Here is a 14,408-nt window from a genome sequence, read left to right as displayed (position 1 = left end):
CGCGGGGGCCGTCAATGGGCCGGCGCGCGGATCGCAGGCCGTCGGGGCCTGCCTGGGGGGAGGAACGCGTCATGAGAGTCAGCGTTTTCGGGCTCGGCTACGTGGGCTGTGTGTCGGCCGCGTGCCTGGCCAGCATGGGCCACGAGGTCATCGGGGTGGACGTGAACCAGGTGAAGGTCGACCTGGTCAACGACGGCAAGGCCCCGGTGGTCGAGGAGCGGATCGGCGAACTCATCGCCGAGGTCGTGCGGACCGGGGCGTTACGCGCCACCGGCGACGTCCGCGAAGCGATCATGGACAGTGAGGTGTCGCTGGTCTGTGTGGGCACGCCGTCGGAGCCCAACGGCAGTCTGTGCACCACGTACTTGGAGCGGGTCACCGAGGAGATCGGGGCCGCTCTGGCCGAGCGGGCCGAGCAGGGGGTCCGGCACACCGTCGTGTTCCGCAGCACCATGCTCCCGGGCACCTGCCTGAACCTGCTGGTGCCGATCCTGGAGAAGTCCGTCGGCGGCACCGCCGGGGTGGACATCGGGGTCGCCGTCAACCCGGAGTTCCTGCGCGAGGGCACCAGCGTGCGGGACTTCTTCGACCCTCCCAAGACCGTCATCGGCGAACTGGACCCGGCGAGCGGCGACGCCGTGACGGCGCTGTACGAGGGCCTGCCCGGTGAGGTGTTCCGGGTGCCGGTCCCGGCGGCCGAGGCGATCAAGTACGCGGACAACGCGTTCCACGGCCTCAAGATCGGCTTCGCGAACGAACTGGGCGCGGTGTGCCAGGCGCTCGGGGTGGACTCGCACCAGGTGATGGACGTGTTCCTGGCCGACCGCAAGCTGAACATCAGCCCCGCCTATCTGCGCCCCGGCTTCGCCTTCGGCGGCTCCTGCCTGCCCAAGGACCTGCGCAGCCTGGTCCACGCGGCGCAGCGGGCCGATGTCTCGGTGCCCATCCTCGCCCACGTCCTGCCCTCCAACTCCGACCATCTGCAGCGCGCGGTGGACCTGGTGGAGCGCACCGGCAAACGCCGGGTGGGCCTGTTCGGGCTGTCCTTCAAACCCGGGACCGACGACCTCCGCGAGAGCCCGCTCGTCGAGCTGGCGGAGAGGCTCTTCGGCAAGGGGTACGACCTGAAGATCTACGACGCCAATGTGAGCCTGTCCCGGCTGATCGGCGCCAACCGCGAGTACATCGAGACCCGGCTGCCGCACCTCGCGCAGTTGCTCGCGGACTCCGTCGACGAGGTGCTGGAGCACGCCGAGGTGTGCCTCGTCGGGAGCAGCGATCCGGCCGTGATCTCGGCGCTGCCCCATGGTGACGGCCCGGTGATCGTCGACCTCATCCGCCTTCCCGACGCCGAGGCGCGCCGGGCCGAACCGGGGTACGTGGGCCTTGCTTGGTGACACATCGTTCAGTGAAACGGCCGGCGGCGACGGGACGAACCGGCGCGCGCTGGTCCTGGTGGAGAACCTGTCGGTGCCGTTCGACCGGCGCGTGTGGCAGGAGTGCACGACGCTGCGCGACGCGGGCTGGGAGGTGCACGTCATCTGCCCCCGGGGGAGCAAGCGGGACACGGAGCCGGAGGCGGTGATCGACGGGGTGCGGATCCATCGCTACCCGTTGCGCGCGGCCACCGGCGGACCGGCCGGCTATCTGCGGGAGTACGGAACGGCCCTGTGGCACACGCTCCGGCTGGCCCGGAAGGTCGGCCCGGTCGACGTCGTCCACGCCTGCAACCCGCCCGACCTGCTGTTCCTGCCGGCCCTGTGGATGAAGAGGCGCGGCGCGCGGTTCGTCTTCGACCAGCACGACCTGGTGCCCGAGCTGTATCTCTCCCGGTTCGACCGCGGCGAGGATCTGCTCTATCGCGGCGTGTGCGCGCTGGAGCGGCTGACGTACCGGGCCGCGGACATCGTGCTCGCCACGAACGAGAGCTATCGGGACGTCGCGGTGCGCCGGGGCGGAAAGCGGCCGGAGGACGTCTTCGTGGTGCGCAGCGCGCCCGCGACGGACCGTTTCCGACCGGTACCGCCGGAGCCGGAGTTGAAGCGGGGCAAGCCCCATCTGCTGTGCTACCTCGGCGTCATGGGCCCTCAGGACGGCGTGGACTACGCCTTGCGGGCCCTGGCGAAGCTGCGCGACGACGTCGGGCGGACCGACTGGCACGCGGTGTTCGTCGGGGCCGGGGACGCCTTCGACGCGATGGTGGAGCTGTCGCGGCGGCTCGGGCTCGCCGAGCAGGTGGAGTTCACCGGGCGCATTCCGGACGCCGACCTGGTGCGCTACCTGTCCACCGCCGATGTGTGCCTCTCCCCCGACCCACGCAATCCGCTCAACGACGTGTCGACCATGAACAAGGTCCTGGAGTACATGGCGATGGGCCGGCCCCTCGTCTCGTTCGACCTCCGGGAGGCGCGCGTCTCCGCCGGTGACGCGGCCGTCTACGCGCCCGCGAACGACGAGGCGGAGTTCGCCCGGCTCATCGCGCTGCTGCTGGACGACCCGGAGCAGCGGGCCCGGATGGGCAAGATCGGCCAGGAGCGGATCAGCGGGCCGCTCTCCTGGCGGAACTCGCAGGCGTCGCTGCTCGCCGCCTACGCCGCTGCCTGCCGTGACCACGCTCCGGTGTCGCGGACGACCCGTAACAGGCAGGGATGAGGCAGCACAGTTGAACGATGAAACGATACGCCTGGTCACGATCGGGCGGATTATCCGTCGGCGTGCGCGGCTTCTGCTCTTCCTCGCCGTGCTGGGCGCGCTCGTCGGCTTGGGCACCTCCCTGCTGTTTCCCCCGCGCTATACGACGTCGGCATCCGTGCTGCTGCCGGGCGCGTGGGAGGAGCGCGAGCTGCTGACTCAGGCACAGATCGCCAGCAGTTCGGTGGTGGTCGACCGTGCGGCCGCCGCACTCGGCTGGGACGGGGTCGACGGCGGCGAACTGCGGGACCGGGTGAGCGCCGAGGCCGCCGACGGGAACATCATCGAGATCTCGGGCACGGCCGACACCCCGCAGCGCGCGCAGCGGCTCTCCGACCAGGTGGCCCAGCAGTTCGTCGCCTTCGCCGCGCGGATCGCGGGCGAGGACACCGACTCCGAGGCGGCGGCGCGGCCCGAGGCGCTGCGGCAGCTGGTGGTGCAGACCAGCCGTCGTATCACCGAGCTGGCCGACGCGGCCGATCCGGGGCGGACCGTGGAGAGCGTGCAGACCCGCACCGAGCTGGCGAAGCTGCGCACCACGCTGCAGGAGGCCATGAAGAAGCTGGACGAGGCCGACCCGGCCGCCGGCAAGGCCAACATGGTCGTCATGGGGCCCGCGGCCCGGCCGGACGGCGAGGCACCGCCGACGAGGACGCAGCTCGTCGTCGGCGGAGCGCTGCTGTTCTTCCTGCTCGCGGTCATCGGCCATCTCACCGCCGCGCGGATGAGCAGCCGGCTGCGCGGCGAACCGGAGATCGCCGCGGCGCTGGGTTCGGCGCCGCTGGGCACCGTCGACGTTCCCGCCGAACCGCCCGCGCACCGGCCCGAGGACGACGGCCCGCGGGCCCGGATCCGCCGGCTGCTGGGCGTCGACGTCCGGTGGGACCTGCCGAGTCCGCAGACGTCCGGCGACGAGGCCGGGATGCGGCTCCGCTACCGGCGGGTGTGCGCCCGCCTGCGCGAGCGAGTCCCGTCTCCTCGAGAGCTGTTGGTCGTCGTCCCGGACGGCGACGAGACCGCCCACCGGGCCGCCGGGCAGCTCGTCGCCGAGGCCGAGGGCGATCCGCGGCTGCGGGTGGTGCGGGTCTCGGTGTCCCAGCCGGTGGTGCCCGACCGCGGCCACGAGTCCGGGGCCCTGGTCGTGCTCAGCGCGGGCAGCCGGACCGCCGGAGAGCTGTCGGGCATCGCCGAGGCGTGTGCGGACGCCCGGCACGAGGTCGTCGGCATCGTCCTGGTCGGCACGGTCCGGGCCCGGCCGGCGCGATCCGCCGGACGTCCCCGGGATACCGCCGCACCCGCGCTCGCGGTCGGCGACGGCACGGCGGGAGGTTCGGTGTGACGACGACCAGTACGACATCGGAGCCGTCGGCCCCCGCTCCGCTGCTGGACCTGCAGGCACTGGTCGTGGCGGTGCGCAGGCGGCGCCGCCTCTGGGGCTCCCTGGCGCTGCTGGGGCTGCTCGTCGGCGCGGCGGTGGCGATCCTGCTGCCGCCACCGCCGACCGCGATGACCAAGGTGCTGGTCGCGCATCAGGAGGACCAGCCGAACGACCCCGGCACGCTGATCCGCACCGACGTGGAGCTGCTGCGCACCACGCGGATCGCCGACAAGGCACTGCGCTCCCTCGGGTCCCCGGAGAAACCGGAGGACTTCATGCGGGACTACGAGGGTGTCGGCCTGACCAACAACCTGCTGCAGATCAACGCGACGGGTGACAGCGACGCGGAGGCGGTGGCCCGTGCCGAGGCGCTGGCCGAGGCGTTCGTCGCCGACCATGTGAAGCGGATACAGGAAGCCGCGAACGCCGAGGCCAAGACCCTGCTCGACCAGCGTGACCGGATGCGGGACGAACTCGCCCAGGTCAACAAGGCGATCGGGGACGGACCGCCGCAGAGCGACCCGCAGGCGTCGGCGGACATGGAGTCGCTCTTCGCCCGCCGGGCCGAACTGACCTCGCGGATCACCGACTTCGGCCAGCGCGCCGCGGAGGCGCGCATCGGCACGCCCCAGCTGGTCGCCGGCACGCAGATCGTGGACGCCCCGCACGCGGTGCGCCACTCGCTGCCCAGGACCGCCGCCACCGACGCCGCGATCGGACTGGTCCTCGGGCTCGTCCTCGGGCTCGCGGTGGCCGCGGTCGGCACGGTGGTGGCGGACCGCCCCGTGCTGCGCCGTGACATCGCGGCGAACCTCGGCGCCTCGGTCATCGCGGAGTTGCCCCGTACGGCGCGGGCCAGGTTGTGGCGGCGCCGACGGACCCGGGCGACCCGCGCACGGCTCACCACGACCCTGGCCCGGGCCGTGCGCGGCTCCGCGGAACCGCTGTCCTTGCTGGAACTGGGCTGTGCGCGCGGCACGAGCGCGATCGCCCTCGACCTCGCCGGGGCACTGGCGGCACAGGGGCCGGTGGCCGTCGTCGACGGTCTGCCCGGCCGGCAGCTCTCGGGCCGCCGCCCGAAACCGGGAGACCCGACCGTGATCAGCGGCGAGGAGGCGACGGCCGGGTCACCTCGGGAACTCCGGCTCGGCGTCGGCTCGGTGACACCCGGCACGGCGTGGACCGACCTCCGGTACCTCGGCACACGGACCGTGCTCGTCGTCCGCGCCGGGCACGGCAGCGCGGCGTGGCTGCACACCGTGGCGCGGCAGCTCGCGGACCAGCGCATCTCGGTGCTCGGCGTGGTGCTGATCGACCCCGATCCGCGTGACCGGACCGACGGCACCCTGTGGGACGGCCCGCACCCGGCGCCGCGCGGCCCCGACGAGATGCCCGCCCGGCAGAACGGGACAGCCCGGCGGCGGACGGAGCGGCTGCCGATCCGGGCGGCGGGCGTCCCGGACAGCGACCAGGAGGGACGGTAGGACATGTGTGGCATCGCAGGCATATACCGATGGCCGGACGGGAAGATCGTGGCCGACCGGCTCACCGACACCCTCGCCCACCGCGGTCCGGACGGGGCGGGCCGCTACAGCCACCCCGCCGGCGACGGCGAGGTGCACCTCGGGCACCGTCGCCTCGCCATCATCGACCTGTCGGAGACCGGCGCCCAGCCGATGGTCTCGGACGGCCTCGTCCTGACGTACAACGGCGAGCTGTACAACGCGCCCGAGCTGCGTGCCGAACTGACCGCCGCCGGGGTGCGCTTCCGCGGGACCTCCGACACCGAGGTGCTGCTCGAGGCCTGGCGGCGCTGGGGCACGGACTGTCTGCCCCGGCTGCGCGGCATGTTCGCGTTCGGGATCTTCGACGAGCGGACCGGTGAACTGGTCCTCGCGCGCGACCAGTTGGGCATCAAGCCGCTGTTCCTGCTCCGGCGCGGCGCGGGGCTGGTGTTCGCCTCCGAGCTCAAGGCGCTCGCCGCCGCCACCGGCGGATCGCTGGAGGTGGACCACGCGGCGCTGGTGGCCTCGCTCCTCTACTACTGGGTGCCGGACTCACGGTGCGCGTTCCGTGAGGCGGAGAAGCTGCCGCCGGGGAGCTGGCTCAGGTGCCGGCCCGACGGGCGGGTGGAGCGCGGCCGGTACTGGAACCTGAAGGACGTCGCCGCCGAGGGGCGGGAGCGGGCCCGCGGCGGCGAGCTGCCGGACCTGGCGGCCATCGTCGAGGAGTCGACGCGGCGGCACATGCTCTCGGACGTGCCCGTGGCGACCTTCCTCTCCGGCGGACTGGACTCCAGCTATCTGACCGCGCTGGCGGCCCGCGAGCAACCGGGGATCTCCGCTTACACGATCGGATTCCGCGCCGAGGACGCGAAGTTCGAGGCGATGCCCGACGATCTGCGCTACGCCCGGCAGGTGGCCGAGCGGTTCGGCGTCGACCTGCGGGAGATCGAGATCGCCCCGGACGTGCTCGATCTGCTGCCGCGGATGACGTACAGCCTGGACGAGCCGATCGGCGACCCAGCCGCCATCAACACGTATCTGATCTGCCAGGCCGCCCGGGAGGCCGGGGTCAAGGTGATGCTCTCGGGGATGGGCGCCGACGAGCTGTTCGCCGGGTATCGCAAGCATCTGGCCAACGTGCTCGCCCTGCGCTATCAGCGGGTTCCGCGACCTGTGCGGCGCGGGGTGTACGCAGCCGTGGACCGGCTGCCGGTCGCCACCAGCCGCAGGGGGCTGCGTTCTGTGCGGTTCGCGAAGCGATTCCTGTCCTTCGCCGATCTGCCGGAGGAGGCCGCGTTCCGGCGCAGCTACACGATGTACGACCAGGACGAGCTGCTCGGCCTGATCAACCCGGATCTCGCCGGCACGGTCGACGACGTGCTCACCGAGCACCGGGACGTCTACGAGGACAACCACCTCGACGACTTCGTGAACCGCATGTGCCTGGGCGACGCCCGGATGTTCCTGCCAGGCCTGAACCTCGCCTACACCGACCGCTCCAGCATGGCCGCGTCGACCGAGGTGCGGGTGCCGTATGTGGACGTCGAGGTGGTGAAGGCCGCCTTCGCCTTTCCCGGCCATCGCAAGATCGTCGGCCGGCAGGGCAAGGCCGTGCTGAAGGAGGCGGCCACCTCGATCCTTCCCACGGAGATCGTCTACCGGCCCAAGGGCCTGTTCAGCGCCCCGCTGCGGGCCTGGATGAGCCGGGATCTCGCGCCGCTGGTGCGCGAGGTGATCAACGACGGCGAGCTCGTCCGCTCCGGGTTCCTGCGCCGGGACGCGCTGCGGCGGATGGTCGCCGAGGACGCCGCCGGGCAGCAGGACTTCTCCAAGCATCTATGGCATGTGCTGACCCTCGAGTACTGGTACCGCGGCGCGACTTCTGGGGAGTTTGAGTGAAGCAGGTCGTACAGAACTACAAGAGCGGCGAGCTGGCGGTGCTGGACGTGCCGGTGCCGGGGTGCAAGCCGGGGGGTGTGCTGGTCCGCACCGCCTGGTCGCTGATCTCCACGGGGACCGAGATGATGAAGGTCTCCGAGGCCGGGATGTCGATGCTCGGCAAGGCCCGCTCCCGGCCGGACCAGGTGGCCAAGGTCATGCAGAGCGTGGCCACCAACGGGGTGCCCGCCACCTACCGCAAGGTGATGGGCAAGCTGGACTCCTACACGCCGCTCGGCTACTCGCTGTGCGGGGTGGTCGAGCAGGTCGGCGCCGGGGTCGACGATGTGAAGGCCGGCGACCTCGTGGCCTGCGCCGGCAACGAGCACGCGCTGCACGCCGAGTTGAACTGGGTGCCGAAGAACCTCTATGTCCCGGTGCCGGACGGCCTCGCGCCGCGGCACGCGGCCTTCGGCACCGTCGGGTCGATCGCGATGCAGGGCGTCCGCCAGGGCGAGCCGCAGCTCGGCGAGGTGGCCCTGGTCATCGGCCTCGGGCTGATCGGGCAGCTGGTGGTGCAGCTCCTCACCGCCTCGGGGGTGCGGGTGGTCGGCGTCGACCCCGACCCGGTGCGCTGCGAACTCGCCGAGCGCCTGGGCGCGGCGGCCTGCGGCGACCCCGAGTCGGCGGCCGTGGAAGCCGCCGTCGCCGAACTCACCGACGGTCACGGCGTGGACCAGGTATATCTGGCCGCCGGCGGCGGCAGTAACCAGCCCGTCGAGCTGGCCGCCCAGCTCTGCCGGGACCGCGGCCGGGTCGTCGACATCGGCAAGTGCCGCCTGGACCTGCCGTGGAACGCGTACTACGAGAAGGAGCTCGACGTCCGGTTCTCCCGCAGTTACGGCCCCGGCCGCTACGACCCGGAGTACGAGCTGGAGGGCCGGGACTACCCGATCGGCTATGTGCGCTGGACCGAGCGCCGCAATCTGGCGTGCTTCCTCGATCTCGCCGCCCGCGGCAGGGTCGACGTGGAGCCCCTGGTCTCCCACGTCGCCGACTTCGATGACGCCGTCGAGACGTACCAGCGTCTGAAGGACGGCGAGTTGAAGGCCGTGGCCGTGCTGTTCCGGTATCCCGAACAGGCGGTGGAAGCCGAGGCTCCGGTGGTGGCCGTTCCTTCGGTGACCGTGAAGCGGAGTCCGGCCCGTGCATCCAGGACGCCGGTGCGCCTGGCGTTCGTCGGCGCGGGGAACTACGCGACGTCGATGCTGCTGCCGCATCTGGCCGGGCGCGACGGCGTGGAGTTGTCCACGGTCGTCACGACGACCGCGCTGTCCGGGGCCAACGCGCAGCGGAAGTTCGGCTTCGCCGAGGCGACCACCGATCTCGACGCGGTGCTCGGCGACACGTCGATCGACGCGGTGTTCGTGGTCACCCGGCACAGCTCGCACGCCGAGCTGACCCGGAGGGCGCTGCTGGCCGGCAAGGCCGTGTTCGTGGAGAAGCCCCTGGCGCTCACCGAGGACGAACTGGCCGGTGTGCTCGCCGCGGTGGAGGAGTCGGGCAACGACCGGCTGCAGGTGGGCTTCAACCGCCGGTTCGCGCCGCTGCTGCAGGAGGCCACGTCGCGGTTCGGTGCCCGGACCGGCCCGGCGAGCCTGCGCTACCTGGTCAACGCGGGCCGGCTGCAGCACGGCAGCTGGTATCTCCGACAGGGCACGGAGGGCTCGCGGTTCGAGGGCGAGGGCGGGCACTTCATCGACACGGCGAGCTGGCTGCTCGGGGCCGACCCGGTCTCGGTGTACGCCCTCGCCACGCCCGGCAACGACGATCTGCAGGTCGTGCTGCGCTATCCGGACGGGTCCACCGCCACCATCAGCTACGTCACCACCGGCGCACCGGGCTTCCCCAAGGAGACGCTGGACCTCGTCGCGGACGGCAAGGTGCTGCGGCTCGACGACTTCGTCCGTGCCTCGGTCCACGGCCCCGAGCGGTGGGTCAGTTCGCGGCTGCCCAAGGCCCGGGACAAGGGGCAGAACGCCGAGCTGGCCGCGTTCGTCAGGGCCGTGCGGACCGGCGGGCCGATGCCGGTGCCGCTCGAGTCACTGGTCGCCACCACGTCGGCCACTCTCGCCGTGCGGGCCGGTCTGGCCGGCGGCGCGCCGGTGACGTTGGCGAGGACGCGATGACCATGACCGCGGGCTGGTACTTACGGCGGCTGTCCCGGATGGGACCGCGGGAGGTCGGCGGCCGGGCGGCCGACGTGGTGCGCAGACGGCTGTGGCGGTCGGCGCGGCCGGACTGCCCGAGCGTGACCGGCGCCCGCTTCACGGCCCGCCTGCCCGCCGGGACGATCGACTCGGTGCCGCCGGACGCCGCGAAGCGTCTCGTCGCCGAGGCGGACCTGCTGATGGCCGGGCACGCCACGTACTTCGGGGTGGACCGCGACGACCTGGCCGACCCGGACTGGTGCCACGACCCGAAGACCGGGCGCCGGGCGCCGGGGGGCTACGCCTTCGACGTGCCGTACCGCAGCGAGGACGCGGTCGGGGACATCAAGCAGATCTGGGAGCCGTCCCGGCACCAGTACCTCACCGTGCTCGCCGCGGCCTACGCGATCACCGGGGACGAGCGGTACGCCGAGCGCGTGGCCGCGCATCTGCGGTCGTGGTGGACGGCCAACCCGCCGCTGCGGGGCGTGCACTGGATCAGCGGCATCGAGCTGGGCATCCGGCTGCTGTCCTGGGTGTGGATCCGCCGGCTGCTCGACGGCTGGCAGGGCGCGGCCGGGCTGTTCGAGAACAACCCGGTGGCGCTGAACCAGATCTGGCACCACCAGCGCTGGCTGGCCGCCTTCCCCAGCCGGGGCTCCTCGGCGAACAACCACGTCATCGCCGAGACCGCCGGGCAGTTCGCGGCGGCGTGCGCGTTCGGCTGGTTCCCCTCCTCGGCGCGCTGGCGGGCCGAGGCGCTGCGGTCGCTGGAGCGGCAGTTGCGCGGCAACACCTTCCGTTCCGGCCTCAATCGCGAGCTGGCCACCGAGTATCACGGACTGGTGCTGGAGCTCGGCCTGGCCGCGCTGGCCGAGGCGGATGCCGCGCGCGTTCCGGTCCCCGCGACGATCCGGCTGGTGCTGCTGCGGATGACCGACGCGCTCGCGGCCGTCGTGGACAACCGGCTGCGGCCGCCGCGCCAGGGGGACGCGGACGACGGGCACGGGCTGGTCGTGGACGGCTCGGGCACCGACCGCTGGGGGTCGCTGCTGGCCACCGGGGACGCCGTGTTCGGGCGGCTCGCCTGGTGGCCGGAGGTGACCGGCACCGATGTGCGCACCCCGCTCCTGGCCGCGCTCATCGAGCCGTACACGACGAAGGTGACCGCCCGTCCGGCGAGCCGGCCGGCTCATTTCGCCGACGCGGGCATGACCGTCCTGCGCGGCCCCGGGGAGATCTGGTGCCGCTGCGACGGCGGTCCGCACGGGTTCCTGTCCATCGCCGCGCACGCTCACGCGGACGCGCTGTCCCTGGAGGTCCGGCTCGACGGGGTCGACGTGCTCGCCGATCCGGGGACGTACTGCTACCACGGGCAGCCCGAGTGGCGGCGGTACTTCCGGTCGACCCTCGGCCACAACACCCTGGAACTGGACGGCGGTGACCAGTCCGTCTCCGGCGGGCCGTTCCTGTGGACCCGGCAGGCCCGCAGCCGTGTCCTGGTCGTGGACACAGCCGATGAGGGCGTGGCCCGCTGGAGCGCCGAGCACGACGGCTACCAGGGCTCCGTGCACCGCCGCCGGGTGGAACTGACGGCCGAGAGCCGGGAGTTGAGGGTGGTCGACGAGGTGCGCGGCCCGGGCCGGGCCGTGCGTCTGGCGTTCCACCTCGGCCCGGCGATCGTCGTGGACCTGGTGGGGAACCGGGCCGTGCTCACCTGGACCCGGGACGGCGAGGACCGCTCCGCGACGCTGGACCTGCCCGGGCGGCTGTCCTGGCGGGCGCATCGCGGCGAGACCGACCCGCCGCTCGGCTGGTACTCCGCCGGCTTCGGGCGCAAGGAGCCTTCCACCACGCTGGTCGGCTCCGGTTTCGCCGACGGCGGGCAGGGGTTCACCACCGTCCTCACGTTCCACGGCTAGGGGGGCGCGTGGGGATCAAATGGCCGCACCGGGCGTTACCGGCGGTGTCGTTGGCGTTGGCCCTGCTGGCGGTGACCGGCTGTGACAGCACGCCGGGCGCGCGGCCGGAGCCCGGCACCGCGCCGTCCACGTCCGCGGCCACGGCCCGTTCCGTGGCCCGGGTGTGCGCCCATCCCGCGGCCGGGCCCGCGAAGGCGCCGGCGGGCGCGGTGACGGTCGACCCCTCGGTGACCGGCGACCTGGCCGCGAAGACCAAGAGCAACCCGCCGAACACCACGTTCTGGCTGCGGCCGGGCAAGCACCGGCTTGAGCCGGACCGCTACGCCCAGGTCATCCCCAAGAAGGGGAACCGCTACCTCGGGGCGCCGGGTGCGGTGCTCGACGGCCGGAGGACCAACCAGTACGCGTTCGGCGGCACCGCCCGCGATGTCACCATCCGCCATCTGACGGTGCGGGGGTTCGTCGCGCCGCACAACGAGGGCGTGGTCAACCACGACTCGGCCGACGGCTGGGTGATCGAGCACGCGACGATCCGGAACAACTCCGGCGCCGGGCTGATGGCCGGTGCCCGCCAGCGGGTCCGGGCCAGCTGCCTGCGCGACAACGGGCAGTACGGCATGAACGCGTACAAGGCCAAGGGCCGTATCAGCGGCCTGGTGGTCGAGGGCAACGAGATCACGGGCAACAACACCGACGACTGGGAGCGGCGGCGGGAGGGCTGCGGCTGCACCGGAGGCATCAAGTTCTGGGCCGTCGACGGCGCCGATGTGCGCGGCAACTGGGTGCACGACAACCGCGGAGCGGGGTTGTGGGCGGACACCAACAACAACGACTTCCGCATCGAGGACAATGTGCTGGAGGCCAACGACGGCGCCGCGCTGATCTACGAGACCAGCTACAACGCGGTCATCCGGAAGAACACGATCCGCCGGAACAACCGGGTCGAGGGCCGCAGGTCCGCCGACCGCGGCGACACCTTCCCCTTCGCGACCGTCTACTTGTCCGAGTCCGGCGGCGAACCCCGCATCCGTGCCCGCACGGACAAGATCGAGATCTACCGGAACGTGCTGGAGAACAACTGGTCCGGGATCACCCTGTGGGAGAACGCCGACCGGTTCTGCAACAGCCCGGCCAACACCTCGTCCGGTGACTGCACCTTGCTGGTGAAGGACACCGACCGCTGCGCGCGGCCGGGGATCGCCAGGGCACCGCTCTACGCCGACTGCCGATGGAAGACCCAGCGGGTGGACATCCACCACAACCGCTTCGTGCTGGACCCGTCCGTCGTCGGGTGCACGGCGAAGTGCGACCGCATGGCGGTGCTGGCCAACTACGGCACCTATCCGGACTGGTCGCCCTACCAGGGCGAGCGGGTGGCGGAGGCGATCACCCGCGAGCAGCACAACCGCTGGCACGACAACACCTACGTCGGACCGTGGAAGTTCGTCGCCCACGACCCGAGCCGGGTGCTCGACTCCGGGCAGTGGCAGGGCACGCCGTACCGGCAGGACGCGGGCAGCACCTTCCGCGCACGGGAGGGTGGTTGAGATGACCACGTCCCGGATGCCGAGGATCGTCGGTACCGCCTGGGGGCTGCTGATCCTCAACACGCTCGGCTCCGCCGGGGCGAAGACCATCGTCCCGCTGCCGCGCTCGCTCATCCAGATGGTCACGATGGGCGCGCTGGTCGCCGCGTTCACGCTGGCACTCGCGGTCAATCCACGGCTGCGTATCCGGCCCAGTGCCTTCGTGTTCCTGCTCACGCTGCTGCTGGTGGTCAGCGTGATCTCCAGCGCGAGCCTGGAGTCCGGGTTCGGCGCGCTGTTCCGCTGCGCCCGGCTGGGCCTCTTCGTCACCACGCTGTGGCTGCTCAGCCGCTGGTGGGACGGCGGCCTGACGTTCGCACGGCATCACATCCGGATGTACTTCGCGGTCCTCGGGTCGGTGGCCGCGGGCCTGGCCGTCTCACCGGGCGCGGCCATGCCCGAGCTCTACGGCGGGCGGCTGGTCGGCGCGTTGTGGCCGCTCACCCCGCCGCAGATCGGGCAGTACGCCGCGGTGATCATCGGGCTCACCGTGCTGCTCGTCCTGGGCCGGCGGACCGACCGGGGCAGCGCGGCGCTGGTCGTCGTGCCGTCGCTTCTCCTGCTCGCGCTGACCCATACCCGGACGGCCACGCTCGGCCTGCTGGCCGGGCTGGTGCTGGCGATCGGCTCGCTCGTCCTGACCAGCGCCGCCGCCCGCCGGTTCTTCGCCTGGGCGGTGGGGTGCGCCGCCGTGGCCGCGGTGGGGTTCAACGCCGCGCTGCAGGCGTGGTTCCTGCGCGGGCAGAGCCAGGAGAACTTCACCAGCCTCACCGGCCGGGCCAAGGTCTGGAACGCCCTGCTGGCGGCGCCCCGGACGACCTCGGAGCAGTGGTTCGGCGCGGGCCTGGGCGACAAGTCGTTCGGCGGGCTGCCGATCGACAACAGCTGGCTCGCCGTCTACCACGAGCAGGGCCTGGCCGGAGTCGCCCTGGTGGCGGCGGTCTTCATCGTGCTGGGCGGCGTCGCGTTGCTGCGACCGCCGTCGCTGCAGAGGGCCTGCGCGATCTTCCTGATCAGCTACTGCGCGATCGCCTCGTACACCGAGGCCGGGCTCGGCGACGCCTCGCCGTATCTGCTGCATCTGGCCGTGGCCGCCTCGCTGCTGGCGGCACCCGCCGGGGCCGCTCCCCGCTCGACGAGCGAAGCGCCTTCTGAAGCGCCTTCCGAAGCGCCTTCGACGCCCGAAGCGCCCGCACGACGCATTCCGCGATGGGCCCAGAGATCGGAGGTGAGCTGAC

General features: G+C 72.3%; 9 protein-coding genes. All 9 read left to right on the top strand.

Annotation, left to right across the window (positions count from 1 at the left end; all coding sequences use genetic code 11):
* Nucleotides 1-71 precede the first annotated feature (71 nt).
* From NNW99_RS33260 to NNW99_RS33220, 9 genes are read left to right on the top strand one after another with little or no spacing between them, the layout of a single operon-like run.
* Nucleotides 72-1,397: a nucleotide sugar dehydrogenase gene (locus NNW99_RS33260; protein WP_215122848.1), complete on the top strand. Its 1,326-nt coding sequence runs from the start codon at nucleotides 72-74 to the stop codon at nucleotides 1,395-1,397.
* Nucleotides 1,387-2,652, top strand: coding sequence for a glycosyltransferase family 4 protein (locus NNW99_RS33255; protein WP_215122847.1), 1,266 nt, complete (start codon nucleotides 1,387-1,389; stop codon nucleotides 2,650-2,652). Before NNW99_RS33260 ends, NNW99_RS33255 begins: the two co-directional genes overlap by 11 nt.
* Before the next feature lie 10 nt (nucleotides 2,653-2,662).
* Nucleotides 2,663-4,030: a Wzz/FepE/Etk N-terminal domain-containing protein gene (locus tag NNW99_RS33250; protein ID WP_215122846.1), complete on the top strand. Its 1,368-nt coding sequence runs from the start codon at nucleotides 2,663-2,665 to the stop codon at nucleotides 4,028-4,030.
* The gene (locus NNW99_RS33245) at nucleotides 4,027-5,553 is read left to right on the top strand and encodes a Wzz/FepE/Etk N-terminal domain-containing protein (protein WP_215122845.1); all 1,527 of its coding nucleotides are present in this window, start codon (nucleotides 4,027-4,029) and stop codon (nucleotides 5,551-5,553) included. The genes NNW99_RS33250 and NNW99_RS33245 overlap by 4 nt, the downstream gene beginning before the upstream one ends.
* A gap of 3 nt (nucleotides 5,554-5,556) precedes the next feature.
* On the top strand, nucleotides 5,557-7,473 hold the full coding sequence (gene asnB, locus NNW99_RS33240) for an asparagine synthase (glutamine-hydrolyzing) (protein WP_215122844.1): 1,917 nt from the start codon (nucleotides 5,557-5,559) through the stop codon (nucleotides 7,471-7,473).
* Nucleotides 7,470-9,641 carry a bi-domain-containing oxidoreductase gene (locus tag NNW99_RS33235; protein ID WP_215122843.1) on the top strand — a complete coding sequence of 724 codons (2,172 nt, stop codon included), beginning with the start codon at nucleotides 7,470-7,472 and terminating at the stop codon, nucleotides 9,639-9,641. Before asnB ends, NNW99_RS33235 begins: the two co-directional genes overlap by 4 nt.
* Nucleotides 9,638-11,584 carry an alginate lyase family protein gene (locus tag NNW99_RS33230; protein WP_215122842.1) on the top strand — a complete coding sequence of 649 codons (1,947 nt, stop codon included), beginning with the start codon at nucleotides 9,638-9,640 and terminating at the stop codon, nucleotides 11,582-11,584. Before NNW99_RS33235 ends, NNW99_RS33230 begins: the two co-directional genes overlap by 4 nt.
* A gap of 8 nt (nucleotides 11,585-11,592) precedes the next feature.
* A complete protein-coding gene (locus tag NNW99_RS33225; RefSeq protein ID WP_215122841.1) occupies nucleotides 11,593-13,131 on the top strand; it encodes a right-handed parallel beta-helix repeat-containing protein in 1,539 nt (512 codons plus the stop codon).
* Nucleotide 13,132: 1 nt separating this feature from the next.
* Nucleotides 13,133-14,407 carry an O-antigen ligase domain-containing protein gene (locus NNW99_RS33220; RefSeq protein ID WP_215122840.1) on the top strand — a complete coding sequence of 425 codons (1,275 nt, stop codon included), beginning with the start codon at nucleotides 13,133-13,135 and terminating at the stop codon, nucleotides 14,405-14,407.
* Nucleotide 14,408: the final 1 nt, after the last annotated feature.

The sequence above is a fragment of the Streptomyces sp. CRCS-T-1 genome (assembly GCF_024442335.1).
Taxonomy (GTDB): domain Bacteria; phylum Actinomycetota; class Actinomycetes; order Streptomycetales; family Streptomycetaceae; genus Streptomyces; species Streptomyces koelreuteriae.
The sequence above is the reverse complement of the archived record's forward strand: the minus strand, read 5'-3'. Positions and strand labels throughout refer to the sequence as shown.

What these genes read in the sequence shown, in the direction of transcription:
- NNW99_RS33260 (WP_215122848.1), top strand. Translation starts at nt 72, where the DNA reads ATGAGAGTCAGCGTTTTCGGGCTCGGCTACGTGGGCTGTGTGTCGGCC.
- asnB (WP_215122844.1), top strand. Translation starts at nt 5,557, where the DNA reads ATGTGTGGCATCGCAGGCATATACCGATGGCCGGACGGGAAGATCGTG.
- NNW99_RS33230 (WP_215122842.1), top strand. Translation starts at nt 9,638, where the DNA reads ATGACCATGACCGCGGGCTGGTACTTACGGCGGCTGTCCCGGATGGGA.
- NNW99_RS33220 (WP_215122840.1), top strand. Translation starts at nt 13,133, where the DNA reads ATGACCACGTCCCGGATGCCGAGGATCGTCGGTACCGCCTGGGGGCTG.